Genomic DNA, 23,808 nt, shown 5'->3' on the forward strand with positions numbered 1-23,808 from the left:
AATCTATTCCTATGAAGGTGGTTCAAAGCAACCGATTTTGATACCGGTCTTTTTGAACTCGAACTTAAACGGCTTCTTCTTCTGTCGACGGCAAACAAATTTCGAACACGTTGCCATGCTGAAGAATCATAATATTGCGCTCTTTTTCTTTCATTACGACGACTTCCGGCTTCACGCGCATGCGGTCGATATATTGATCCGGCACGTCGCCCGATCCGCTTACCGTTACGCCTTCGATCACGATGTCTTCGTTTTCTTGGGGAGGAGCCTCCAACACTTGCTCGTAAATATCCGAGAACAGCTCAAAACTGTTCGTGTATACGGAAATGCATTTCATTTTCATCATCCTTCGATTCTTATTTTAGTATTCTTCTTATTATGTTTGGTCTTAGCAGCGGGCTTCATACGCGCTTTGCCTTCCTTGCACAGTTCGAGCAACGGGCAAACCGGGCATTGCGGGTTTTGCGCCTTGCAATGATAGCGGCCGAAGAAGATAAGCCGATGATGCGTTATCGTCCATTCATCCTTCGGCACCAGCTTCATCAATTTATGTTCGACTTCAAGCACGGTATCGTCCGGTTTGGCGATGGCCAGCCGCTTCGAGACCCGCTCCACATGCGTATCGACCGCGATAGCCGGCACGCCGAACGCGTTGGACATAACCACGTTGGCCGTCTTCCTGCCGACGCCTGGCAGCTCCGTCAGACCTTCATGCGTCTCGGGCACTTCGCCGTCGTATTTATCAAGTAAAATACGGCTTAGCTTCTGAATATTCGAAGCTTTGCTCCGGAACAATCCGATCCGTCTAATGTCTTGCTCCAGCTCTTCGAGCGGGACACTTAAGTAATCCTCCGGCCGCTTGTACTTACGGAACAGATCGGCCGTCACTTTGTTCACCGTCTCGTCCGTGCACTGCGCCGATAACAGGACGGCAATCGTCAATTCAAACGGATTGTCGTGATTCAGCTCGCAATGCGCGTCGGGGAACATGCCGGCGATAATATCCAATATATGACGCATCTTCTGTTTCGCATTCATCGTATGCCTCCGATGGTAACAACACTATCGTTCAAAGTGTAGCGAAATTTGTCACGGTTCGCAACCTCAAATCCGCAGATTTCCATAAAAAAACTGCCCTTATGGGCAGTTTTTTCACAAAACGTTCCCTCATTTTCGGGAATCGCCCGCAAATCGCTCGATTAGCCGTTCGATTCCGAGCTCGCGCTTACTTCTTTCACCTGTACGACCGAATTGCCGACATACGTGACTTCGACCTTGTCGCCGGCTTTGTAGGAGGTAATGAGCGCGTTCGTTCCATCAGGCTTTAACAACTTGACGTTGGTTAGAGCGATCGTAAACGATTCGTTTATCGCGTTTTTCACGACGATTTTCTTATTCACGGAATCGCTGGACACGATCTCGTATACTGAGGTCCGGTGTACTTTGATCGCATTCGCTTCAACCTTGTCCAGCTTAAGCGCGACCGTGATCGTATCGCCGGTCTTCAGATCGAGATGCGTGGCGGTCGGACGGCTATACCATTCGACGCCATTATTTGTGTAAGGCAATTTGACGCTGTAGCCGCCGACCGTAATAAGTGTGACCTGCTTTGTTTTCGTATCGATCTCCGTGATCGTTCCTGTATATTCCAATACGAATTCAACCGACACGATATTCGCGCCTGTATGTTTGATGACGACGTTCACGTTTGTGTTGATAAGCGCCATTGCTGCGTCCAGCTCCATGTCCGTGCCGACGTAACGGAAAGTCGACTTGTCCGTCAGGTTCAGGGAGAGCGGCTGCTTGTCGGCATCCAGTACCGTAATGAATTTCTCCGCCTTGTCATAATAAACGATCTTGGCTCCAGCCAGCACCTTAACATCGCGGTTTAGCACTTTGATCTTCTCCACTTTGCCATCGGCATTCAGGCTCAACTCAACCTCGTCCTCTTCCGAGATCAGGTCGGTGATGGAGGCGTTCGCAAGTCCGCTGATCTCGACGACAGCGCCTGGTGCTAGAAACTTGGACACAAGCTCACCGTTCTCCGTGATGGTAACCGACTTCGTATCGCCCGAATAGAACTCGCCTTTTATGAGCGTGACCGCCGCCTCCGCTTCCGCGATGACGCTGATCGCGACTGGCGATTCGCCGAACGCCTCCTGCACGACCGTCACGGAGACGTTCGCCTTCAAATCGCCGATTGCAAGCGGGTTGCCTTCGGTATCTTCGATGGTCATTTCATCCGAATAGGCGATTTCGACCGGTTTGTCGTTCACCCACAGATAAAACGTTTTGGAAGTCGCATTGTATCGCGCGAAGGTTCCGGAGACCGTTTGCGTATGCTGTACGTCGCCTTGCATCTCGACGTATAACGCTTTGCCGTTCTTGCCGATGACCGTGACGTCGCCGTATTCCAGAAGCTGATCCTTCGTGATCGGCTTTTCCGAGTTGAAATGATAATAGAGCGTGTTCTCGTCCAGCGTAAACGTTTGTTCTTCTCCGACTTCGAACACCGTGATCGCGTCGGCTTGCAGCTCCGAGATGATGCCGCTGACCTGCCCCTCGTAATCGACGGGGAAGCTGGATTGCGCCCTGCTGAATAGCGTGGCGAGACTCGCCCTGTTGACTGCGTCGGTCGGCGCGAACGCCGTTTCCGTCTTGCCTTTCACCAATCCTAATTGATAGGCGGCGTTCACGTAGCCCAAATAACGATCCTGAATCCCATCCGCATCCTCGAAATGCGACGGAGCGTCTTGCAGCTGCTTGGCGGCCGCTTCTTGCCCGATCGCCTTCACGATGAGCTTCGTCACCCATTCGCGGCTAGCCGGCTTGGATCCCCATTCTACCGACGGTTCGGCGGCGGCAATCGCGTATTCTTGCTCGCGGTCCAGCAGCCCCTCCGTGAAAGCGAGCTCGACGTACGCCTTATAAAACTCGCCGACGGCAAAGTTCTGGCCGAATACGATGAGCGAATCCATATCCGCTTGGTCTTCCAGACCGGCGAAGCGCAGCGCAAGCAACACGGCTTCCTGCTGGCTAATGCTTTTCTCGGGTTTGAAAGTAAAGGTTCCGTCGACGGAATTTTGATAACCTGTGATAATTCCTTGTAGTGACAACTTGGCGATATGCTTCTCCGCCCAATGACCGCCCGGCAAGTCCGTGAACGCCGTCGCTTTTGCCCCGGGCGCTTCTTCTGCCGCCACGGGTACCGAAGTCGCCAGCAGTACCGTGCCGCTGCCCGTTACCAAAGTGAACGCCAGCGCGCCCGTCATGATTTTTTTCCATGTTTCATGCAACAACATCAGCCATATCCCCTTCGTATCGAACCAGTATAAAAAATAATGATATCGTTTTAATAATTCGGCATCGGCAGCGCAGTTCCTGTCTGACCGAAGGGTTACTCTCTGCGCATCGGATGCTCCAGCTCCACATGACCCATCAGGCTTTCCAAGGCTTCGCCTTGGACTAGCAGCTCAATCTCCTCGACGAATGGGAATTGGAATAACGTTTGTTTCATGGAATCGACCAACATCTGTTCGCCTGGAGCGCCTAAGCGGGCCTCGTCCGGTATCGCGATATCGAGCGTCAACGTTCCGTCTTCAAGCTCGCCGGAAATCATCTCGATGCCATGCCACAAGGCGGTATTCGGTTCCTCGTTCTGTTGCAGCGCCTGAATCGTTTTCTCAATCAATTCTTCTTCGCCGCCGTACTGAATCGTAACTTTCTTCTCGACTAGCTGCGTCAGCTCCTCATCCGCAAGATAAACCGCCACTTCTTGGGACTGCAGCGCCGGAGTAACCACCGGGCTTGATGTCGGCGAGGGTGTCTCGGTCGGTTCGGCCGTTGGAGAGACGGCAGACCCACCAGCGTTGCTGTTATTTCCCTCGGCAGGCTTGTCCGCTCCGCATCCAGCCAAGAGGATGGCGCAAGCCGCAGCGACTAACAAACTTCGAAAGCTTCCGGAATTCGCGTTCATGGTACGACCCGCCTTTCTATTTCAGCTTCAAGTATGTTTTGATGCCTTTCACGATTTCGACGGCCAGCTTGTCTTGCGTCTTCGCGTTAAACAAGGCATTGGCGTCTGTCGTGTTGGTCAAATATCCCGCCTCGATCAGAATCGCGGGCATCGTTGTTTCCTTGATGACCTTAAACGCGGCTTTCTTGACGCCGCGGTCCCTGAGTCCCATTCCGGCGAGCACATGTTTGTGAATGATATCGGCCAAAGGCTTGCTGTTCGCGCGTTCGTAATATGTTTCTACGCCGCTTACACTCGTATTGTCATAGCTGTTGGCATGAATGGAAATAAAGATGTCCGCTTTGACGCTCTCCGCGAATTTCACCCGATCCAGCAATTCGACGAACGTATCGTCCTTGCGAGTCAGATGGACTTTGAAACGCGGGTCCTTCTCCAGCTCCGCCTTCACCTTAAGCACGGCGCTCAGATTAAATTCCTTCTCCCACTTGTTCAGCGGCTTGCTGTACGCCCCAGGGTCCTTCGCGCCATGGCCGGCATCAAGGACAATGTCGTACACTTCCGGATTCTCGACCGGCGGCGGCGTAGGCTTCGGATCAACCGGCATCTCGGGTTCTGCCGGCTCCGTCGGCACTTCGGCCTTCGGCATCAGCGCGATAGAGATTTCGTTGTCTCCCGAGGTAACTACGTACCCCGTGTCGTTCCCGACCACGATCACAAGTCTCGCGGTTAACGGCTGCGTCGAGAACTGCGAATAGCGGTACGCAGTAAGCAGCGGATTGTCCGCAACTAACGTTTCGGTTTGCCCGCCGACGAACTGATCGGCTATTTGCGGGATAAAAGTCGTGTACGGGAAATTGAATACGAGTCTGCGCGGATTGTCGAGCACCATCGGCTTTCCAGGCGCGCTCGCTCCGGCATGGGCAATCCGGATCACGGACTGCTCGTCCATCGTAACGGCCGTAATGTAGCCGACTACGGGCGTTTCCGGATCTGGCTCGGTAGACTTCTCAAACATATGTACTTCTCTTGCGGCTTCCTTCCATTCGAACGACAGTCCGAGCAGCTCGCCGACCAGCCGAACCGGCACCATCGTTCTCCAGTTCATGAGCTGAGGCTTCGCATCCGTCTCCATCACGACGCCGTTAACCCGCACCGATGATTGATTGATGACAAGCTCGATGACGGTCATTTCGTTTTTGACGGTGACCTTCTTCGTTTCGGGTTCCCACTCGACCTCGTACCCGAGTCCTTCGGACAAGATGGCGAGCGGCACCAACGTGGAGCCGTTTACGATTTTGGGCTCGACATCCGAATGCAGCTCCTTGCCGTTCAGGAACAGCTTGGGCGGAGTGCCGGCAGCATGTCCTACGGACGCGAACATCGTGAACAATAATGACATGAGCAGCAGAATGGACAAAAACTTTTTCATTTCCCACCTCGATGACTGATTTGCCCGAAAGGCATGCCGGAGTTCGACATGCTCGGACAACCATTAGACGCAAAGCGACAGAAAAAGTTGCGCATGGAGGAAAAAAGAGGACATCCGCACAGGTGGCCGGAATGTCCTCTTCAGGTAGCTTTTGGTATTAGCCGAGACGAGCTTCATGCTTCTGCTCGTAAGCCGAAATTTTGTCCTCGTGCTGCAAGGTTAAGCCGATGTCGTCGAGGCCTAGCAGCAGGAATTGGCGGCGATGTTCGTCAAGCTCGAACGCGATCTCGAGACCGTATTCGTCCGAAAGCTTCTTGTTCTCCAGATCGACGCTCAGCTTGTAGCCGTCGTGCTTCGCCGTACGCTGGAACAGCTCTTCGACTTGCTCCTCGCTCAGCTTGATCGGCAGAATGCCGTTTTTGAAGCAGTTGTTGTAGAAAATGTCCGCGTACGACGGAGCGATCACGACTTGGAAGCCGTAGTCCAGAATCGCCCATGGAGCATGCTCCCGCGAGGAGCCGCAGCCGAAGTTCGCGCGCGAGATCAGCACGGACGCGCCTTGGTAGCGCGGTTTGTTCGGCTCGAATTCGGCGTTCACTTCGCCGTTCTCGTGGAACCGCCACTCGAAGAACAGAAACTGGCCGAAGCCGCTGCGTTCGATGCGTTTCAAAAATTGTTTCGGGATGATGGCATCCGTATCTACGTTAACCCGGTCAACGGGAGCTACGATTCCTGTAAGCTGTTTAAATGGTTCCATGTCGGTTAATCCCCTCTCTCGTTCCCTTTGCTTAGTTCAATACCGGCGCTTTGACTTCCCAATCACGAACATCGGTGAAGCGGCCATTGATCGCCGCCGCTACCGCCATCGCCGGCGATACTAGATGCGTTCTGCCGCCGCGGCCTTGGCGTCCTTCGAAGTTACGGTTGGAGGTCGACGCGCAGCGTTGACCAGGCTTCAGCACGTCAGGGTTCATCGCCAGGCACATGGAGCAGCCTGCGTCGCGCCATTCGAAACCGGCATCGACGAAAATTTTGTCCAGCCCTTCCTTCTCCGCTTGCAGCTTCACCCGACCGGAGCCTGGAACGACGATTGCCGTAACCTTCTCGCTGACGGTGTAGCCTCTTGCGATTTCGGCGGCGGCGCGAAGGTCTTCGATCCGTCCGTTCGTGCAGGAACCGATGAAGACGTAGTCGATCTCGATCTCCGTCATCGGAGTGCCAGGCTTAAGATCCATGTATTCAAGCGCCTTCTCGGCAGCTTTACGTTCGTTCTCCGTCGGCAGGTCGGCCGGGTTCGGCACGCTCGACGTAATGTCGGTGCCCATGCCCGGGCTTGTTCCCCAAGTTACTTGCGGAATCAACGCGTCGACGTCGAATTCGACGACCGTGTCGTACTCCGCGCCTTCGTCCGTCGTCAGCTGCGACCATGCCGCTACCGCTTCGTCGAAGTTTTTCGGCGCGTATTCGCGTCCGCGAAGGTAATTGAACGTTGTTTCGTCCGGCGCGATCAGACCGGCGCGCGCGCCAGCTTCGATGGACATGTTGCAGACGGTCATGCGCTCTTCCATCGTCAGGCTCGTGATGGCATCGCCCGTATATTCGATAACGTAACCCGTCGCGAAGTCGGTGCCGTATTGCGCGATCACGCCCAGAATCAAGTCCTTCGCCGTTACGCCGGGTTTGCGCGAGCCATTGAAGCGGACTTCCATCGTTTTTGCTTTGGACTGCTGCAAGCATTGCGTAGCAAGCACGTGTTCCACTTCGCTCGTGCCGATGCCGAACGCCAGCGCTCCGAACGCGCCGTGCGTGGACGTATGGCTGTCGCCGCAGACGATCGTTTTGCCAGGATGCGTAAGACCGATCTCAGGACCCATGACGTGCACGACGCCTTGGTCGATGTTGTCCAGGTCGAACAGCTTGACGCCAAAGTCTTTGCAGTTCTGCGTCAGCGTGTCGATCTGCTGTTTCGAGATCGGATCGGTAATGTTGAAACGATCCTTCGTCGGCACGTTGTGGTCCATCGTAGCGAACGTCAGGTCCGGACGGCGAACCTTGCGGCCCGAAATACGCAATCCTTCGAACGCTTGCGGCGACGTTACTTCGTGAACCAGCTGCAAGTCGATGTAGATGACGCTTGGTTTGCCTTCTTCTTGGTGAATGACGTGATTATCCCAAATTTTCTCGAACATTGTTTTTTTCGACATTATGCTCACCCCATGAGTTCGTAATTGCTTGCTCGCGATTGCATCTTTAATTTACTGTAATGATAACATGTCTTTCTTCATTGATCTAAGATATAATATCTATAACATCTATAGGCAATGACTATAATAGGTAATTCAAAAAGTCCAATTTTGATCACGAAGTATTTCTTGAAGCTATTCGACATCGAATCTTGAATTCAGCCGGAACAAGCGTATGCTTACGAAGTATGTTTCCTCCGGAAACATTTCAGGTGCTCACGTAGCTTCCAGCTACGCTCCGCTCCTCATTTCCTAGCTTCTTTCAACCTTCTACAGCGTTTTTGAAAAAAACGCAGCATCGAAAGCATAAGCTCATGTGCTGAAAACTGGACTTTTTGAACTTTCATTTTATACTTTCGAAAGGAGCAATTCCGCAATGGAGCTTAGGCAATTAAATTACGTCATCCAGATCGCCAATGAAAAAAACTTCTCCCGCGCGGCGGATAAGCTGCACATCGCCCAGCCTTCGCTAAGCCAGCAGCTGTCGAAGCTGGAGCAAGAGCTCGGGTTGCTGCTGTTCAGACGCACGACGAACTCGGTGGAGCTGACGCAGGCCGGACAAGTATTCGTCGAGAAGTCGCAGTCCATCCTCGACGCCGTCGAGCAGCTGAAGCAAGAGATGGACGATATGGCTCAAATGCGCCGCGGCCGCCTCGTCGTCGGCACGCTGCCGATCACAGGCTCGCATGTCCTTCCCCTCGTGCTTCCTATTTTCGGCGCGTTATACCCGCAGATCGAAGTCGTACTCGTCGAAGAAACGACGGCAAAGCTCGAACAGCTGACCGCGAGCGGCGGCACGGACATCAGCTTGCTGTCTCTCCCGCTCATCGACAGCTCGCTCGCATGGGAGCCGTATCTCGAAGAAGAAATCTGCCTTGCAGTCCCGAGGCAGCATCCACTAGCGAAAAGCGATTCTCCCGTCCGCATAGCCGACTTGAAGGATGAGCCTTTCATCGGCCTCAAGCGCGGACAAGGCTTCAGGCAAATTACGGTCGAGCTATGCGAAGGTGCCGGCTTTACGCCTCAGATCGTTTTCGAGAGCAGCAATATCGATACGGTCCAGTCGCTCGTCGCAGGCGGCATGGGCATCGCCTTCGTTCCGCAGATGCTGACCAGACCGGAGGGCACCGATTTTGCGCCTGTCTATCTCCCTCTCAGCACGAAGCCGACGCGGACGCTCGTCATAGCAAGCCGCAAAGGACGTTATTTGTCAAAGGCCGCCCAATCGTTTATCACCGCGCTTAACGAAACGATCGGCCAATATGGAAGCAAAAGGAGCTAAGCCGGTCGGCTTTAGCTCCTTTCAAGTTCCGCGCAAGTTTAGTATAGCTGAGGTCTCCGGTCCTCGAATACCGGAATGCGGGAACGAACTTCGTCCACGAGGCCAAGGTCGATCTCAGCGCGTAGAATCGTTTCGTCCTCCCCGGCTTCCGCGATGATCTCCCCCCATGGATCGATGACCATGGAATGCCCGAAGAAAGTCGTCTCCCCGCTCTGGCCCATCCTGTTGCAAGCGACCACGTACATCTGGTTCTCGATCGCGCGCGCAGTGAGCAGCGTCCGCCAGTGGTGAAGCCTCGGATTCGGCCATTCTGCCGGCACGAATAGCAGCTTGGCGCCTCCCAGAGCAAGCTTCCTCGCCAGCTCCGGGAACCGGATGTCGTAGCAGATCATCATGCCGGCTTCCTCGCCTTCGATCGTTAGTCTGCCCGGCTTCTCCCCCGCTTTTAAATGTTTTTCTTCTGCCATTAGCCGAAACAAATGGATCTTCGAATAATCGGCGATTCGTCCACCATCCCGATCATAAGCCAGTATCGTATTGTATACGCCGTCCGTCCTCTTCTCCGCAATGGATCCGCCAACGATATTTACCCGATGTTTTCGGCTCAGCGCCGACAGCAGCTCCTCCGTCCGCTCCCCGTTCGGATCCGCCAGCCGATCGATCTCTTCCAGCGCATAACCGGTATTCCACATTTCGGGGAACAGAAGGACATCGGGTTTCTCCGCGCCTCCCATCGCTTTCTCCGCCATCTCTTGAAGCTTTTCGAAATTCCGTTCCGGGTTGCCCGCGTTTATGTTCATTTGCAGCAGCGCGAGCCGCAGCTTCGTTGCCATATGCGCCAGTCCTTTCGAATCCGTTTTTCCCTAATGATACCGTCTCATGGTTCTCTGTCAAGATGGGCAACTTAAGCAGGGAAGCAACTACCAAGGCACAACATCAAAGGAGATTATGACGATCATGCCCATAAGTTTAACGCGTTTGTTCTCGCTCGTCGCGGCTTTATGCCTGTTATTCGGGGCCGCTGCCGCGCAGCCTGCCGCCGCTCGCTCCGCTCGAGCCCCTGAAGCCGGGGAGAAAGTCTCGAACGCTCCGTCCGAGAACGGGCTCAAACCGGTCCAAGTATTCGACGTCGCGCAAGGAAAAGTCGTAAAAGCCGTTCCGAACGACAAGCAATTCCAGAAGATGGCGAAATCTTGGCTGAAATCGGTCAGCGGGCTGTCGCCTCAGCTGACGAACGACAACAGCTGCACCTTCGTTTACCGCGTTCCGCTCGCGAAGCCCGCAACAATAAAGGTCGATTCGATTACCGTTACGACACAAGATCTTTTCATTTTCTATTGCCAGGACAACCCGCCGCTTCTCCTCGTATTCGATGGGGATCGCAAGCCATATCTACTGCTTTTCAAGGAGGACCTAAAGCCGTTTATTAAGAAAGTCGGTGTCCCGGCGCTTGCCGAGTAAAATGCAAGTCATGCGCGGTTTATCGCGCTTGGCCGAAGGAACTGGATGATGCCGTCTTCTATTCTCCTTCTATTCGTGCTACATTATTGCTAATGTTCAAGGTGAAACGGCTATCGCCTTCCTATGAGGGCGAAGCGCGTTTCATTCCGAGAAAATAAGGCAGCAGCAAGCAATGTGGAGAGTGATAAGGATGAAGATGGAGCTTAACGAATCGCGGATCCAGCCCGCGGATCGCATGTCGGCGCTGCCGACGCAATTTTTCGCCAAGCTGGTTGGCAAGGCGAACGCCCAGATCGCCAAGGGACGCGATGTTATTAATTTGGGACAAGGCAACCCGGATCAACCGACGCCGCCCCATATCGTAAAGCGATTGCAGGATTCCGCAGCGAATCCCCTTTATCATAAGTACCCGCCTTTCAGCGGCTACGGATTTCTGAAGGAAGCGGTCGCCGCTCGGTATAAGGAAGACTACTGCGTCGAGCTGGACCCTGCCACGGAGGTAGCGATTCTGTTCGGCGGGAAAACGGGTTTGGTCGAAATTAGCCAATGCCTGCTTAATCCTGGCGATGTCTGCCTCGTTCCGGATCCCGGCTACCCGGATTATTGGTCCGGCGTCGCGCTAGCGGGCGCCGAGATGTCGTTTATGCCGCTTACACAAGCGAACGGCTTTTTGCCGGACTTCTCTGCCGTCAGCGACGAGATCGCGGGCAAAACGAAACTAATGTTCATGAATTACCCGAACAACCCGACGGGCGCGGTCGCGGACGGCGCGTTTTACGCCAAGGCGGTCGAGTTCGCCAAGAAGCACGGCATCGTCGCGGCAAGCGACTTTGCTTACGGCGCGATTGGCTTCGACGAGCGGAAGCCGGTCAGCTTCCTCCAAACGCCAGGGGCGAAGGAAGTCGGCATCGAGTTTTACACCTTGTCCAAAACCTACAATATGGCGGGCTGGCGCGTTGGCTTCGCGCTCGGCAATGCCCGGATCGTATCGCTGATCAATTTGATCCAGGATCATTATTACTGCAGTCTCTTCGGAGGTATCCAAGAAGCGGCGGCGCTCGCCTTGACGGGTCCTCAGCAATGCGTTGCCGATCTCGCCGCCATGTACGAACGTCGCCGCGACGCTTTGTTCGAAGCGCTGGACGGCATCGGCTGGAAGGCCGAGAAGCCGGGCGGTTCGTTTTTCTGCTGGCTGCCGGTGCCCGAAGGCTACACCTCCGAGCAATTCGCGGACAAAGTGCTGTTCGAAGCGGATGTCGTCGTCGCTCCCGGCATCGGGTTCGGCACGCATGGCGAAGGATACGTCCGCTTGGGCTTGCTAACGGACGAAGCGCGTCTGAAGGAAGCCGTCGCCCGGATCGGAAAACTCGGATTGTTCGCGCGCGGCTAAGCGGGCTGACCAAGTATAAGAAAGTATTCGTTTTCTCTATACTGGGCTTATATTTCTCGGAATGAAACGCGCCGCGCCGCCAAAGGACTGCGACAGCCGTTTCACCTTGACTTGTATAGTGGTTTGCCTTGCTTTACAGCTACCCGATTAACGTGCTATTCTTAGAGTAATTGAACATGAAACGTGATGACGGGACCAGTACGCAGGCCAGGCCGCGCCCAGAGAGTAAATTCCGAAGGCTGCAAGAATTTACCGTAGGCCACTTGCAGAACCTACCTCCGAACGGCCGGCGACAAGCCGGACAGCGCCTCCTGTTACGAGGCATTTAAGATGGATGCGCCTTGCTTCGATTTCGAAGCCGGCCGTCAATGAAGGTGGTACCGCGGAAGTCAAGACTTTCGTCCTTTTTACGGGATGAAGGTCTTTTTTTGTTGGATTCATGGAAGAAGGGGAAAGGATGTGACGCGCATGCCGGAGAGAATCGTAGTGAAAATCGGAAGCAGCTCATTAACGTCGGAAGAAGGCGGACTGAACAAGGAACGGATCGGCTATTTCGCCGGAGAGCTGGCTGCCCAGCACGCCGCGGGGCATGCCGTGATGCTGGTCACTTCCGGAGCGGTTGCCGCAGGCTTCCGCCGGATCGGCTATGCGGCCAGACCCAAAGTCGTGCACGAGAAACAGGCCGCGGCCGCGGTCGGCCAAGCGCTCCTTATGCAAGCCTACCAGGAAGAGCTTGGGAAATACGATATCGTCGTTGCCCAAATTTTGCTCACGCGAGCGGACTTCTCCAATCGCAGGCGCATCCAGAACGCGCTCATGACGATCGAAGAGCTGTTGAAGCAGCGGATCATCCCGATCATCAATGAAAACGATACGGTCTCGACCGACGAGCTTGTGCCTAAATTCGGCGACAACGACAATCTTTCGGCGCTGGTCGCCGCGATGACCAAAGCATCCAAGCTGATCATCATCACCGACATGGACGGATTGTACACCGAAGATCCGCGCAAAAATCCGGAAGCGGTCAAGATCGGCCGCGTCGAACAAATTTCGGATGATATTCTCCGGGTAGCTGGCGGCGCAGGATCATCGGTCGGGACGGGCGGCATGCGCTCCAAGATCGAGGCGGCCCGCATCGCCATGCGCGGCGGAGTCGGAGCGTTTATCGGCAAGGTTGCGCACGATGGCGACCTCGCCGCCGCCGTGAACGGCAACGGAAGAGGAACTTACTTCGATACCAATCTCCACAGCCTGTCCATGAAGAAACAATGGCTGGGGTTCCACTCGATGCCGCAAGGCCGCATTACGGTCGACGATGGAGCCGTGCATGCACTGCTCGTTGGCGGCAAGAGCCTTCTGCCTGCCGGCGTAACGGAGAGCTTCGGCGATTACCATCCTGGCGACGTCGTTGAAGTCGTGAACCGGCAAGGAGAGACGCTCGGACGCGGCGTCGTCAACTATACGCCTTGGCAGCTTCAGGCATCGGCCGGGCTTAGCAGCGAAGAAGTGTCGCGCAGAGTCGACGTAAGCCGCATAGAAGTCATCCATCGCGATGAATGGGTATCGTTGAAATAATAGCATGACAGAGGAGGATGACAGGCATGATAAGTGAAGTTAGAACCAAAGCGGCCCGCGCGCAGGAAGCGGCGGTCGCCGCGGGCCGGCTGTCGACGGAGCAAAAGGACGAAGCGCTTCTGGCCATCGCGAACGCGCTGCTCGAACGGCATGAGGAAATTATCGCTGCCAACGCGATCGATTTGTCCCGGGGCCGGGACAACGGTACCTCCCCTTCCCTATTGGACCGTCTTGCGCTGAACTACGATCGAATCGAAGGCATCGCGGAAGGGCTTCGCCAAATCGTCGGGCTCCCGGATCCCGTAGGCGAACAGCTGCAGTCGATCGCCCGTCCGAACGGCCTCAAGATTGAACATATCCGCGTCCCGCTCGGCGTCATCGGCATGATCTACGAGGCGCGTCCGAACGTAACGGTCGATGCGGCGGGCTTGTGCCTGAAGACGGGTAATTGCGTCGTGCTTCGCGGCGGCTCGGCCGCGCTAGAGTCGAATCGCAAAATCGTCGAGGTAATGCGTTCCGCCCTTCGCGGCACGGCGTTGCCGGAGGATGCCGTCCAGCTAATCGAAGATTCTGACCGAGCGTCCGTGAACGAAATGCTGAAGCTGAACGGCCTGCTCGACGTCGTCATTCCGAGAGGCGGGGCGGCGCTCATCCGCAACGTGGTGGAGAACGCGACCGTTCCGGTCATCGAGACGGGCGCCGGCATTTGTCACGTATTCGTCGACGAATCGGCCGATCTCGCCATGGCCTCCTCCATCGCGTTCAACGCCAAAGTGCAGCGGCCCTCCGTCTGCAATTCCATGGAGACGCTGCTCGTCCACGAATCGTTCACGAGCGACCAGCTTCGCGCGCTTCTAGCGCCGATGGCCGAAGCAAACGTCGAATTCAGGGGATGCGAGAGGACCGTCAGCCTGCTTTCAGGCGTAATCCCCGCCACGGACGCAGATTTTGCTACGGAATACAACGACTACGTCATGAATATCCGCATCGTCGACGGTTTGGACGAAGCGCTGGCCCATATTCGCAAATTCGGGACCAAACATTCGGAATGTATCGTCACGCATGAACAATCGAACGCCGATCGATTCTTGAATGAAGTCGACGCGGCCGCCGTTTACCACAATGCCTCCACCCGTTTCACGGACGGCTTCGAATTCGGCTTCGGCGCGGAGATCGGCATCAGCACGCAGAAACTTCACGCCCGCGGTCCGATGGGCTTGCCGGCGCTGACTTCGACGAAGTACCGGATCAGTGGCAGCGGCCAAATCCGAGGTTAAAATCAAGAATTATTGGAGGTAACCACTATGTCTACCGCAACGCAAACCGGCATCGCGGCCATGAGCATCTGCTTCTACGGCGCGGGGTCCATGGCCGAAGCGATCGCGCGCGGCCTTATTCATCAACAGCTAGTAACGCCAGACCGAATCTCGATGCTTAATCGCAGCAATGCGGAGCGTCTCGAGGAATTAAACGACAAATACGGCATTCAAACCGTCCTGCAAGGCGAAACGAACGAAGATTATTTGCGCAAAGCCGATATCATCTTCTTGGCGATGAAACCGAAGGACGCGGCCGAAGCGATCGCAGCGATCCGTCCTCTCGTTTCGCCCAAACAACTGATCGTCTCCGTCATTGCCGGAATATCGATTCATTCCATGGAGCTGCTGCTCGGAGGCCATTTCCCGATCGTCCGCACGATGCCGAATACGTCGAGCACGATCGGACTCGGCGCGACAGGCATCAGCTACTCGCAGACCGTTACGCCACAGCAGCGCGCCATCGCGGAGGCTATGTTCAGATCCATCGGCATCAACGCCGTCGTAGATGAGCCGCTCCAAGAATCGGTTACGGGCATTTCCGGCAGCGGACCCGCCTACGTCTACTACTTCATGGAAGCCATGATGAAGGCGGCGGAAGAGATGGGCCTCGAAGCCGGCATGGCGCGCGAGCTCGTCGTTCAGACCGTGCTTGGCGCGGCGGAGATGGTGAAGACAACGGGAGAAGATCCGGAAACGCTCCGGCGCAAAGTCACATCTCCGAACGGGACGACGCAAGCGGCGATCGAGTTGATGGCTCAGAACGGCTTCTCGGAGACGGTCATCAGGGGCGCCAAACGTTCCGCGGAACGGGCAGGCGAGATCGGCGCCGCAATCGAGAGGAGCATAACGGAATGACGGGCATGTGTATCGCAACTTACCGCTCCTTCGACGACAAGGCCGATTTTCATAAAAAAGCGTTATCCATCGCGGTCGGCCTTACGGTCGGCAGCTGGACGGAACTGCCCGAAGCGCAGAAGGCGGAAATGGAGAAACATCTCGGCAAAGTGCTCTCCGTACATGTCCACGAACCGGACAACGCTGCACCGGGGGAACGTTACGCCGACATCCGCATCGCGTATCCAGACATCAACTTCAGCCGCGACATTCCTGCCCTGCTCGTCACGGTATTCGGCAAGCTGTCCATGGACGGCCGGATCAAGCTGATCGATCTCGACGTATCCGAAACGTTCGCATCGGCTTTCCCGGGACCCAAGTTCGGGTTGGAGGGCGTTCGCGGTCTGCTTGGCGTCCATGACCGGCCGCTCTTGATGAGCATCTTCAAATCGGTCGTCGGACATGATCTAGCTGGACTGCGTGAGCAATTTTACAAGCAGGCGCTAGGCGGCGTCGATTTGATCAAGGACGACGAAATCTTGTTCGAGAATCCGCTTACGCCGCTAGAGAAACGCGTGGAGACTTGCATGGAAGCCGCGCGCAAGGCGTCGGAGGAGACGGGACAGAAGCTCCTGTATGCCGTCAATCTGACGGGGCCGACGTCGCAGCTGGCTTCGAACGCGCGCAAGGCGATCGCCGCGGGCGCGAACGCCCTGCTCTTCAACGTGCTCTCTTACGGCTACGACGTCTTGCACGAGCTGAGCAGCGACCCGGCCATTAACGTACCGATCGCCGCCCACCCGGCGCTTGCCGGCGCTATGTATCCGTCGCCGCATTACGGCATCTCGGCTTCCCTGCTGCTCGGCAAGCTCATGCGGCTCGCGGGCGCCGATCTTGCATTGTTCCCGTCACCGTACGGTTCAGTCGTTATGCCGAAGGCGGAGAACCTGGCGGTGAAGGACGCGCTGCTGCAGCCGCTCCATGGACTGAAGCCGTCGTTCCCTGTTCCTTCCGCGGGCATTCATCCGGGACTCGTTCCTCTTATTTTGCGAGACTTCGGAACGGATGTCGTCGTCAACGCTGGGGGAGGCATTCACGGACACGCAATGGGAACCGCCGCTGGCGGACAAGCATTCCGCCAGGCGATCGACGCGACGCTGGCGGGCAAGCCGCTCTCGGAAGCGGCGAACGAACCGGGCCGCGAAGCGCTTGCGGCCGCGATTAAAGCTTGGGGGATCAGAGAAGCATGACAAAGGAACAATCAGCCAAGAAACGCATCGTGTTTTGCGACTTTGACGGCACGATCACCGTGAATGACAATATCGTGGCGATCATCAAACATTTTAATCCCGAGGGCTGGGAGGATATTGCCACGCGGACGATCGCGACGGAAATTTCCGTGAAGGAAGGCGTGGGCCGCATGTTCCGCCTCCTCCCTGCCGCTCTCGAGCGCGAAGTCGTCGAATTCGGCATTTCGAACGCGCGCATCCGTGACGGCTTCAGTGAATTTCTCGCATATTGCAAGGCGAACGATATCGATTTTTACGTAACGAGCGGCGGCATCGACTTTTTTGTTTATCCGATTCTCGAGCCGTTCGATATCCCTCGCGACCATATTTATTGCAACGGCAGCGACTTTAGCGGAGAACGAATCGAAATTTTATGGCCGAATCCGTGCGACGGCAACTGCTCGAACGACTGCGGCATGTGCAAAACGACGATCATGCGCCGCTTCTCATCCGAGCAGTACGAACGGATTATCATCGGGGACAGCGTGACCGATTTCGAAGGCGCGAAGCTGGCCGACAAGGTGTATTCCCGCTCCCATTTGACCACTAAGTGCGCAGAGCTGGGTCTCGCTCATACGGAATTCGAGACATTCCACGATATTATCTCGGCCATGCAGGCAGAGCAGGAAAGGACAACGACGCCATGAGCTTCCAATCAATTAAAACGGAGCAAAAACAAAGCGCCTTAACGGAGCTTCGCGAGGTAAAGGAGCTGTTCGCGTCGCGAGGCTGGTTCCCGGGTACGAGCGGCAACCTATCCGTCCGGGTCGGCGACTACTCGCCCGACCAATTCCAATTCGCGATTACGGCAAGCGGCAAGGACAAGACGGTACATACACCGGAAGACTATTTGTTCGTCGATCAAGACGGCAAACCTTGCGAGGAAACGGCTCTCAGACCGTCCGCGGAGACGCTCATCCACTGCGAGATCTACCGGCTGACCGGAGCGGGCGCGATCTTCCACGTGCATACGGTATTCAATAACGTTATCTCCGAATATTTCTGGGATCGCAAATCCGTTCCGGTAGACGGCGTCGAATTGATCAAGGGCTTCAATATTTGGGACGAGGAAGCGCATATCGACATTCCGATCGTGTCCAACTTCGCCCATATCCCGTCCATCGTGCCGGAAGTAACGGAGCGGCTCGAGGCCCGCATTCCGGGCATTCTGCTGCGCAAACACGGTATCTATGCATGGGGCGCCAACGCGTTCGAAGCGAAACGCCATCTGGAGGCGTTTGAGTTTATTTTCGAATACGTCTATCGTTGGGAGCTGCTGAAGAACGGCCGCCGCGACTAGCGGCTATCGTTTCCCCAGCCTAAACGAAAACCCGGGAAACCGTAAAGGATTTGAATCCTTCACGGTCTCCCGGGTTATTTTTTGTCGCAATTGCAGAAAGATTGCACTTATGATCCGATTGCCGTCAAGCTCGTCCGCCGTAAAATTTCTCCGAATGCGCTCTCGCTTCATCGGCGTTCGTCACCCGATTGCGGGCCCACTCTATCAATATCCGATCGATGTAACGCAAGCTAAGCTTGCCCGCGAATACGGCTTCCTTAAGCGCGAACAGGATGATTTCCTCGGTATATCGGTCCTGATCGATCCATGCGCTGATCGTCTCGCATTCCATCGGCGACAACAGTCTGCCGAACTCCTGCTCGAATACGGAGAACAGATCCGATGCGGGTTTCCTTGCGCGTGCTTCAGACGGTGCTTGCCGCTCCGACCGCTTGGCTTCCCGCCGTTCTTCCGCTGCCTGTTCGGCCGCTTTCATGAACCAGCCGCTCCAATTGTAACGCTCCGACTGCATCCCGGACGAGCCGTCGACGTAATCGTCGATCGACAAGAACCCGCCTTTGATCAGCCGGCTAATCCGCTCCCCGACAGTGCGAGGCGTCGTCCCCATCCGTTCCGCCAGCTGCTCCATGGTTGGAAAGTCCGTATACTCTGCTTGCGCGTACGACATGAGCTGAAGCATCAGCAGCACGTCCGAATCCGTCAAACCTAAGCTGCCTGCCGTACGCAGCAGCACATTCGGCAGGAATACGCCGCCTTCCCCCATCGCTGCCGACCATCCGTGGGCGTACGCCTTCCACAGCTCATCGCTCATGACCGACCTCTCCCTTCGCTTGCGCTTAAACGTTAACGAGTTTAAATGTATCCCTGGCTATCAGCAGTTCCTCGTTTGTCGGTACGACGAGCACCTTTACGCGGGACTGCGGAGTCGATATGTCGCGCGCTGTTTTCTTGCGTTCCGCGTTGAGCGCTTCATCGAGCTCGATGCCGAGAAATGTAATGCCGTCGCATACCGCTTTTCGCAGCTCGGACGAGTTTTCGCCGACTCCGGCGGTGAAGATGAGCACATCGATGCCGTTCATCGCCGCGGCGTATGCGCCGATATATTTTTTGAGCCGGTAAATATACATGTCGAACGCCAGCTTCGCGTTCGAGTCGCCCGCGGCCATCGCGTCTTCCACTTCGCGCATGTCGCTGCTGATGCCGGATATGGCCTGCATGCCGCTATGTTTGTTCAGCATGGAGTTTACTTCGTTCAGCGTCAGCTCTTCCTTGTTCATGACGAACGGCACGATCGCGGGATCGATGTCTCCGCTTCGCGTTCCCATCATGAGACCTTCGAGCGGGGTCATGCCCATGCTCGTATCGAATGACTTGCCGTCCATGATCGCGGCGCAGCTCGCGCCGTTGCCGATGTGGCAGGTGACCATCTTGAGCGACTGGAGCGGCTTGTTCAGGAACCGGGCAGCCTTATCGCTCACGTAGGAGTGGGATGTCCCGTGGAAGCCGTATCTGCGGATTTTGTGCCTGCGGTACAGCACTTTCGGAATCGGGTACAAATACGAGGTTTCCGGCATCGACTGATGGAACGCCGTATCGAACACAACCACTTGCGGGACGCCCGGCATATTCGCCTCGACGGCATTGATGCCCATCATATGCGCGGGATTGTGAAGCGGCGCGAGGTCGAACAGACGTTTGATCTCCAGCTTCACTTCCGGCGTAACGATGACCGAGCTTTTGAACGCTTCGCCCCCGTGCACGATGCGGTGGCCGACGGCGTCGATCTCGTCCATCGATTTTAGTACGCCATGCGCCGAATGGACGAGCATGTCGATGACGCGTTTGACCGCTGTCACATGATCCAGAATTTCGCTTACGTCACGCGTTTCCGGCTTGCCTGCGGGCTCATGGGTGACGATCGAGGAATCCATGCCGATCCGCTCGACGCGGCCGCTTGCCAGTACCGATTCGTCCGTCATATTGTAGAGCTGGTACTTCAGCGAAGAGCTGCCGGCGTTAATTACGAGTACTTTCATGAAATGCGATCTCCGTCCTTATCGTATTGGAAAAATCCGACCCCTGATTTCACGCCGAGATGTCCCCCGCGCACCATCTTCTTCAGCACGATCGACGGACGGTACTTCAGCTCGCCGTATTCCCGGAACATCCGCTCGAGCGCGGCAAGCACGGAGTCAAGGCCGAACCGGTCGGCCATCTCGAACGGGCCGTGCTGGAAGGAGTAGCCGATCCGCATCGCGTTGTCGATATCGGTGGCCGATGCGACGCCTTCCTCCAATACGTGAAGCGCCTCGTTAATGAACAGGCAAATCAGACGTGTGGTAACGAAGCCTGGGGATTCGAATACCATGACGCTTTTTTTCAAAATAATTTCTTCGACAAAATGTTTGGTCTGCGTGAACGTCTCCTCCGACGTCTTCAGGCCGCGTACGATCTCCACGAGATCGATCTTGAATACCGGGTATATGAAATGCAGGCCGATTACGCGCTCTGGCTTCCCCGTCACGCTCGCAAGCTCGGTCAAGCTGAGCGTGGACGTGTTGCTTGCCAGGATCGTATGCTCGCCGCATATGCCGTCCAGCTTGCGGAACACTTCTTTTTTCGCTTCAAGGTCTTCCGTAATCGTCTCGATGACTAGCTCGCAGCCTGCCAGCTCGTCGTACTCTCTAACCGCTTGGATTCTGGACAGGATCAGCTTTTTCTCGGCGCCGGTCAATGCCCATTTCTCGATCTGTTTGTCCAAGCTGATTTCAATCATTTGCAATCCGTAGGACAGGCGTTCCTCCGAACGCTCCACGACAAATACGTCAAGACCTTTCGCGGCGAGCATCTCCGCAATGCCTTGACCCATCGTGCCTATCCCTATAACGCCAACTTTCTTAATCATGCGATGCAATTGCTCCCTCTAGGTTGATAGTTCAATCTTATTATAACGAATTTTGGCCAAAATAGAAGGCGAACGCAAGGTTCGCCTTGAAATTGTAATATTGAAAACGGTTTATGCAGCGTCGTAGCTGTTCAGAAGCGTTCTGAACGCATCTCCGTTTACATTTTCTTCTTGAAGCAATGTCTGAAGCGCATGTTCGAACACGCCCCGCCTCATCTCCAGCATTTCCTTGGTCTTCGCCATTAGCGAATCCAAAATGTCTTTTGTGATGGCAGACCACTTATCCGGCGTCATCATGGACGAATCGATAATGCCAAGCTCCGTTAATCCGGATTCGACCAGCGTTCGCACGATGCTGACCGCCTGATCGAAATCTCCGCGAGAGCCGGTGCTGCGCTCGCCGTAGAACATTTCCTCCGCCGCGGCGCCGCCTAACGTGATCATGATTTGGCCATGGAGAAATTTCGTCGTATACAAATATTGATCCTGCTGCGGCTGATGGCGGACGTACCCGAGTGCGCCGCCGCGCGGGGATAAAGCCACCTGCGAGACGCTGCCGGGACGGATCAGCTCCGCCATAATCGCATGGCCGAGCTCATGCAGCGCAACCCGTTTTCTTTCCTCTTGGGAAGTCTCTTTATCCGTCTTTTCGCCCAGCATAACTTTATCGATAGCCATGTTCAAATGTGCGGGCTGAATCAACGCGGCGTTCTCTCTGAGCGCATAGATCGCCGCTTCGTTCATAACCGACTCCAGCTGCGCGCCGGAGAAGCTGTAGGTTTGCTCCGCGATGTCCGCCAAATCGACGGCTGCATCGATCGGCTTGTTATTCGCGTGAATCCGCAAAATATGAAGCCTTCCCTTCTTGTCCGGAAGCTCGACTCCGATATGCCGGTCGAAGCGGCCCGGACGGAGCAAAGCGCCGTCCAGCATTTCTTTGCGGTTCGTCGCGGCAATAAGCAGAATACGCGGCGACTCGTTCGCATGAATGCCGTCCATCTCCGTGAGCAGCTGGTTCAGCGTCTGGTCGTATTCGCGATGCTGCCCGCCATCGCGTTTGCCGCCGATCACTTCGATCTCGTCGATGAAGATGACGGCGCTGGACTTGCCGGCTTTTTTGGCTTTGGTCCGCGCTTCCTTAAACAAATCGCGGATCCGACCGGCCCCGACGCCAACATACATCTCGACGAACTCGCTGCCTGATGCCGCCAAGTATATCGAATCGGTATAATGGGCCGCCGCCTTTGCAAGCAGCGTCTTTCCCGTTCCCGGAGGGCCGGCGAGCAAAATCCCCTTAAGCGGGCGGATGCCCAGCTTCTCGATCTGCTCTCTTTTCACAAGAAAGTCCAGCGCTTCGACCAGCTCTTGCTTCGCTCGTTCTTGCCCGCCGATCTGATCGAACGTGAACGATTCCCGCTTCACTTCCTTGCGTCCGCCGCCGCTCGTGAAAGCGGTCAGCTTGCCTTTGCCGCGCGACGTATAATAGAGTGCTCCCGCGATCGCGGCGAGGATGACGAACGGCAGCACGTTATAACCAGCGGTCTGAAGGAAGACGAGCAGCACGACAGTAACGCCAATCCCGATTTCCATCGTATATTTGCGCATTACCACACCTCCAGTTTGTTCGCGATGCGCGGCAGCACGATATATTTAGATGCTTGCTCCGATCTGATCGTAATGTAAACGTTGCTTTCGTCCATCTCGGTAACGGCCGTAACGCCTTCGCTGCCCGCAACGGCTTTATTCATCGCTTCGGGAATATCGGAATATGCTTTAGTTTCCATGGCTTCGGCAACATCGAACATCGCGCTATACCACAGCTGCTCGAGCGCCTTGTCCGAGTCTCCTGCCACCTCCAGCGTCACCTTGCGGCTGCCGGCGGCATTCGACGCTTCCTTGGATGCTTCTCCGTACAGCTCCCTTAAGTTCGCGTCATTGGATAACTGAAGCTTGACGTTCATTTCTTTTTGTCCGATTTCGGGTTTCGAGGCTTCGAGTACGCCAGGCATCGCCTCCAGCTTCTCCGTGAGCGGAGCGGCGACGGCAAACTGCTTATACATGGCGAACCCGCCGAACAACAGCACGGCAGTCGCGACAACGGTAATAGCCAAAGGCAATACGCGCGGTTTTCTCATTCTCTAACCCCTCCAATTTATATATTTACTATATATAAGTGATCTATCAACTCTGCTATACGATAGTATATCATATTTTGCAGTAAATTTCGGGGTGTAAAAACAGGAAACGGGACCATTTACGGTCCCGTTCGGATGATTTTATCGACTTTTACTCGCTTTTAGACGGCAAGCGATACGAATCCAGCAGCTTGCCTTCCTGATCGAAACTGTAGAAATCGTAATAATGATGGCGTTCGCCGCTTACCGATAATTCGTAATAGATTTCCCATGCGGGCGAGCTCCGGAATAATCCCGGCGCGATTCGGATCAGCTCCGCATCCGGTTTGTCCGAGCGGAACCGGGATTTAAGCTCGTCTTCGGCAATAGCATCCGCCGCTTTCACGGTTAACGTCGACTCGTCGCTCCGAAGATACACATAGGCTTGTTCTTCGTTCGAATTGACGCCGTAGCCAACCCATGTCGTCTCGTCCCATATATGTTTATAGATACGCTCTACTTTGGCTAGCTCGCCGGTTTGCACGATTCGCTCCTTGGCGCCGCCTTCAGCCGACCAATGAGGAATTTGAATATCCCGGTAATACAAGCCGAACCAGATCAAAAACGTCACGATGGCGGCAATCGCGATCCACAGCCACTTGACGGGCGTCATGAACGATCGACGTTTTTT

23 protein-coding genes are annotated in these 23,808 nt (G+C 55.4%); 9 read left to right on the forward strand and 14 right to left on the reverse strand.

Annotation, left to right across the window (positions count from 1 at the left end; translation table 11 throughout):
* Positions 1 to 64: 64 nt before the first annotated feature.
* The 7 genes from RB620_RS01835 to leuC all read right to left on the reverse strand — a co-directional run bounded on the left by RB620_RS01835 (position 65) and on the right by leuC (position 7,609).
* Entirely contained in the window at positions 65 to 337 is a 273-nt protein-coding gene (locus RB620_RS01835; protein ID WP_308091798.1) for an NAD/NADP transhydrogenase alpha subunit, read from the reverse strand.
* A gap of 5 nt (positions 338 to 342) precedes the next feature.
* Complete coding sequence (nth, locus tag RB620_RS01840) at positions 343 to 1,038, reverse strand: endonuclease III (RefSeq protein WP_308091799.1); 696 nt, start codon at positions 1,036 to 1,038, stop codon at positions 343 to 345.
* A gap of 161 nt (positions 1,039 to 1,199) precedes the next feature.
* A complete protein-coding gene (locus RB620_RS01845; RefSeq protein ID WP_308091800.1) occupies positions 1,200 to 3,302 on the reverse strand; it encodes an S-layer homology domain-containing protein in 2,103 nt (700 codons plus the stop codon).
* A gap of 95 nt (positions 3,303 to 3,397) precedes the next feature.
* Positions 3,398 to 3,976 carry a GerMN domain-containing protein gene (locus RB620_RS01850; RefSeq protein ID WP_308091801.1) on the reverse strand — a complete coding sequence of 193 codons (579 nt, stop codon included), beginning with the start codon at positions 3,974 to 3,976 and terminating at the stop codon, positions 3,398 to 3,400.
* A gap of 16 nt (positions 3,977 to 3,992) precedes the next feature.
* A complete protein-coding gene (locus RB620_RS01855; RefSeq protein ID WP_308091802.1) occupies positions 3,993 to 5,405 on the reverse strand; it encodes an N-acetylmuramoyl-L-alanine amidase in 1,413 nt (470 codons plus the stop codon).
* A gap of 157 nt (positions 5,406 to 5,562) precedes the next feature.
* Entirely contained in the window at positions 5,563 to 6,162 is a 600-nt protein-coding gene (gene leuD / locus RB620_RS01860; RefSeq protein ID WP_308091803.1) for a 3-isopropylmalate dehydratase small subunit, read from the reverse strand.
* A 31-nt stretch (positions 6,163 to 6,193) separates the two neighbouring features.
* On the reverse strand, positions 6,194 to 7,609 hold the full coding sequence (leuC, locus tag RB620_RS01865) for a 3-isopropylmalate dehydratase large subunit (protein ID WP_308091804.1): 1,416 nt from the start codon (positions 7,607 to 7,609) through the stop codon (positions 6,194 to 6,196).
* A 415-nt stretch (positions 7,610 to 8,024) separates the two neighbouring features.
* Between leuC and RB620_RS01870 the strand changes: the two genes are divergently transcribed.
* Entirely contained in the window at positions 8,025 to 8,930 is a 906-nt protein-coding gene (locus RB620_RS01870) for a LysR family transcriptional regulator (RefSeq protein ID WP_308091805.1), read from the forward strand.
* A 38-nt stretch (positions 8,931 to 8,968) separates the two neighbouring features.
* Here RB620_RS01870 and RB620_RS01875 read toward each other — a convergent pair whose 3' ends face one another.
* The gene (locus RB620_RS01875) at positions 8,969 to 9,763 is read right to left on the reverse strand and encodes a carbon-nitrogen family hydrolase (protein ID WP_308091806.1); all 795 of its coding nucleotides are present in this window, start codon (positions 9,761 to 9,763) and stop codon (positions 8,969 to 8,971) included.
* A 124-nt stretch (positions 9,764 to 9,887) separates the two neighbouring features.
* Between RB620_RS01875 and RB620_RS01880 the strand changes: the two genes are divergently transcribed.
* The 8 genes from RB620_RS01880 (at position 9,888) to mtnB (ending at position 18,098) form a co-directional block, all read left to right on the forward strand.
* Positions 9,888 to 10,391, forward strand: coding sequence for a hypothetical protein (locus RB620_RS01880; RefSeq protein ID WP_308091807.1), 504 nt, complete (start codon positions 9,888 to 9,890; stop codon positions 10,389 to 10,391).
* Positions 10,392 to 10,581: 190 nt separating this feature from the next.
* Positions 10,582 to 11,781: a pyridoxal phosphate-dependent aminotransferase gene (locus RB620_RS01885; RefSeq protein WP_308091808.1), complete on the forward strand. Its 1,200-nt coding sequence runs from the start codon at positions 10,582 to 10,584 to the stop codon at positions 11,779 to 11,781.
* 468 nt (positions 11,782 to 12,249) lie between these two features.
* Positions 12,250 to 13,356 carry a glutamate 5-kinase gene (proB, locus tag RB620_RS01890; RefSeq protein WP_308091809.1) on the forward strand — a complete coding sequence of 369 codons (1,107 nt, stop codon included), beginning with the start codon at positions 12,250 to 12,252 and terminating at the stop codon, positions 13,354 to 13,356.
* A gap of 26 nt (positions 13,357 to 13,382) precedes the next feature.
* Positions 13,383 to 14,633, forward strand: coding sequence for a glutamate-5-semialdehyde dehydrogenase (locus tag RB620_RS01895; protein ID WP_308091810.1), 1,251 nt, complete (start codon positions 13,383 to 13,385; stop codon positions 14,631 to 14,633).
* 27 nt (positions 14,634 to 14,660) lie between these two features.
* Entirely contained in the window at positions 14,661 to 15,530 is an 870-nt protein-coding gene (gene proC, locus RB620_RS01900) for a pyrroline-5-carboxylate reductase (protein ID WP_308091811.1), read from the forward strand.
* On the forward strand, positions 15,527 to 16,759 hold the full coding sequence (locus RB620_RS01905; protein ID WP_308091812.1) for a 2,3-diketo-5-methylthiopentyl-1-phosphate enolase: 1,233 nt from the start codon (positions 15,527 to 15,529) through the stop codon (positions 16,757 to 16,759). The genes proC and RB620_RS01905 overlap by 4 nt, the downstream gene beginning before the upstream one ends.
* Entirely contained in the window at positions 16,756 to 17,445 is a 690-nt protein-coding gene (locus tag RB620_RS01910; protein ID WP_308091813.1) for a 2-hydroxy-3-keto-5-methylthiopentenyl-1-phosphate phosphatase, read from the forward strand. Before RB620_RS01905 ends, RB620_RS01910 begins: the two co-directional genes overlap by 4 nt.
* On the forward strand, positions 17,442 to 18,098 hold the full coding sequence (gene mtnB / locus RB620_RS01915) for a methylthioribulose 1-phosphate dehydratase (RefSeq protein WP_308091814.1): 657 nt from the start codon (positions 17,442 to 17,444) through the stop codon (positions 18,096 to 18,098). Before RB620_RS01910 ends, mtnB begins: the two co-directional genes overlap by 4 nt.
* A 124-nt stretch (positions 18,099 to 18,222) precedes the next feature.
* Here the strand turns inward: mtnB and RB620_RS01920 are convergent, their stop codons facing one another.
* From RB620_RS01920 to RB620_RS01945, 6 genes are all read right to left on the reverse strand, one after another.
* Positions 18,223 to 18,909, reverse strand: a complete 687-nt coding sequence (locus tag RB620_RS01920) for a DnaD domain protein (RefSeq protein WP_308091815.1) — start codon at positions 18,907 to 18,909, stop codon at positions 18,223 to 18,225.
* 25 nt (positions 18,910 to 18,934) lie between these two features.
* Entirely contained in the window at positions 18,935 to 20,134 is a 1,200-nt protein-coding gene (locus RB620_RS01925) for an acetate/propionate family kinase (RefSeq protein WP_308091816.1), read from the reverse strand.
* The gene (locus tag RB620_RS01930) at positions 20,131 to 21,003 is read right to left on the reverse strand and encodes a 3-hydroxyacyl-CoA dehydrogenase family protein (protein ID WP_308091817.1); all 873 of its coding nucleotides are present in this window, start codon (positions 21,001 to 21,003) and stop codon (positions 20,131 to 20,133) included. The genes RB620_RS01925 and RB620_RS01930 overlap by 4 nt, the downstream gene beginning before the upstream one ends.
* 111 nt (positions 21,004 to 21,114) lie before the next feature.
* Positions 21,115 to 22,608, reverse strand: coding sequence for an AAA family ATPase (locus tag RB620_RS01935; RefSeq protein ID WP_308091818.1), 1,494 nt, complete (start codon positions 22,606 to 22,608; stop codon positions 21,115 to 21,117).
* Positions 22,608 to 23,138, reverse strand: coding sequence for a hypothetical protein (locus tag RB620_RS01940; RefSeq protein ID WP_308091819.1), 531 nt, complete (start codon positions 23,136 to 23,138; stop codon positions 22,608 to 22,610). Before RB620_RS01940 ends, RB620_RS01935 begins: the two co-directional genes overlap by 1 nt.
* Before the next feature lie 151 nt (positions 23,139 to 23,289).
* A complete protein-coding gene (locus RB620_RS01945) occupies positions 23,290 to 23,790 on the reverse strand; it encodes a hypothetical protein (RefSeq protein WP_308091820.1) in 501 nt (166 codons plus the stop codon).
* Between the last annotated feature and the right edge of the window lie 18 nt (positions 23,791 to 23,808).

The sequence above is a fragment of the Paenibacillus sp. LHD-117 genome (assembly GCF_030929555.1).
Taxonomy (GTDB): domain Bacteria; phylum Bacillota; class Bacilli; order Paenibacillales; family Paenibacillaceae; genus Pristimantibacillus.

What these genes read in the sequence shown, in the direction of transcription:
- RB620_RS01835 (WP_308091798.1), bottom strand. Translation starts at nt 337, where the DNA reads ATGAAATGCATTTCCGTATACACGAACAGTTTTGAGCTGTTCTCGGAT.
- nth (WP_308091799.1), bottom strand. Translation starts at nt 1,038, where the DNA reads ATGAATGCGAAACAGAAGATGCGTCATATATTGGATATTATCGCCGGC.
- RB620_RS01845 (WP_308091800.1), bottom strand. Translation starts at nt 3,302, where the DNA reads ATGTTGTTGCATGAAACATGGAAAAAAATCATGACGGGCGCGCTGGCG.
- RB620_RS01850 (WP_308091801.1), bottom strand. Translation starts at nt 3,976, where the DNA reads ATGAACGCGAATTCCGGAAGCTTTCGAAGTTTGTTAGTCGCTGCGGCT.
- RB620_RS01855 (WP_308091802.1), bottom strand. Translation starts at nt 5,405, where the DNA reads ATGAAAAAGTTTTTGTCCATTCTGCTGCTCATGTCATTATTGTTCACG.
- leuD (WP_308091803.1), bottom strand. Translation starts at nt 6,162, where the DNA reads ATGGAACCATTTAAACAGCTTACAGGAATCGTAGCTCCCGTTGACCGG.
- leuC (WP_308091804.1), bottom strand. Translation starts at nt 7,609, where the DNA reads ATGTCGAAAAAAACAATGTTCGAGAAAATTTGGGATAATCACGTCATT.
- RB620_RS01870 (WP_308091805.1), top strand. Translation starts at nt 8,025, where the DNA reads ATGGAGCTTAGGCAATTAAATTACGTCATCCAGATCGCCAATGAAAAA.
- RB620_RS01875 (WP_308091806.1), bottom strand. Translation starts at nt 9,763, where the DNA reads ATGGCAACGAAGCTGCGGCTCGCGCTGCTGCAAATGAACATAAACGCG.
- RB620_RS01880 (WP_308091807.1), top strand. Translation starts at nt 9,888, where the DNA reads ATGCCCATAAGTTTAACGCGTTTGTTCTCGCTCGTCGCGGCTTTATGC.
- RB620_RS01885 (WP_308091808.1), top strand. Translation starts at nt 10,582, where the DNA reads ATGAAGATGGAGCTTAACGAATCGCGGATCCAGCCCGCGGATCGCATG.
- proB (WP_308091809.1), top strand. Translation starts at nt 12,250, where the DNA reads ATGCCGGAGAGAATCGTAGTGAAAATCGGAAGCAGCTCATTAACGTCG.
- RB620_RS01895 (WP_308091810.1), top strand. Translation starts at nt 13,383, where the DNA reads ATGATAAGTGAAGTTAGAACCAAAGCGGCCCGCGCGCAGGAAGCGGCG.
- proC (WP_308091811.1), top strand. Translation starts at nt 14,661, where the DNA reads ATGTCTACCGCAACGCAAACCGGCATCGCGGCCATGAGCATCTGCTTC.
- RB620_RS01905 (WP_308091812.1), top strand. Translation starts at nt 15,527, where the DNA reads ATGACGGGCATGTGTATCGCAACTTACCGCTCCTTCGACGACAAGGCC.
- RB620_RS01910 (WP_308091813.1), top strand. Translation starts at nt 16,756, where the DNA reads ATGACAAAGGAACAATCAGCCAAGAAACGCATCGTGTTTTGCGACTTT.
- mtnB (WP_308091814.1), top strand. Translation starts at nt 17,442, where the DNA reads ATGAGCTTCCAATCAATTAAAACGGAGCAAAAACAAAGCGCCTTAACG.
- RB620_RS01920 (WP_308091815.1), bottom strand. Translation starts at nt 18,909, where the DNA reads ATGAGCGATGAGCTGTGGAAGGCGTACGCCCACGGATGGTCGGCAGCG.
- RB620_RS01925 (WP_308091816.1), bottom strand. Translation starts at nt 20,134, where the DNA reads ATGAAAGTACTCGTAATTAACGCCGGCAGCTCTTCGCTGAAGTACCAG.
- RB620_RS01930 (WP_308091817.1), bottom strand. Translation starts at nt 21,003, where the DNA reads ATGATTAAGAAAGTTGGCGTTATAGGGATAGGCACGATGGGTCAAGGC.
- RB620_RS01935 (WP_308091818.1), bottom strand. Translation starts at nt 22,608, where the DNA reads ATGCGCAAATATACGATGGAAATCGGGATTGGCGTTACTGTCGTGCTG.
- RB620_RS01940 (WP_308091819.1), bottom strand. Translation starts at nt 23,138, where the DNA reads ATGAGAAAACCGCGCGTATTGCCTTTGGCTATTACCGTTGTCGCGACT.
- RB620_RS01945 (WP_308091820.1), bottom strand. Translation starts at nt 23,790, where the DNA reads ATGACGCCCGTCAAGTGGCTGTGGATCGCGATTGCCGCCATCGTGACG.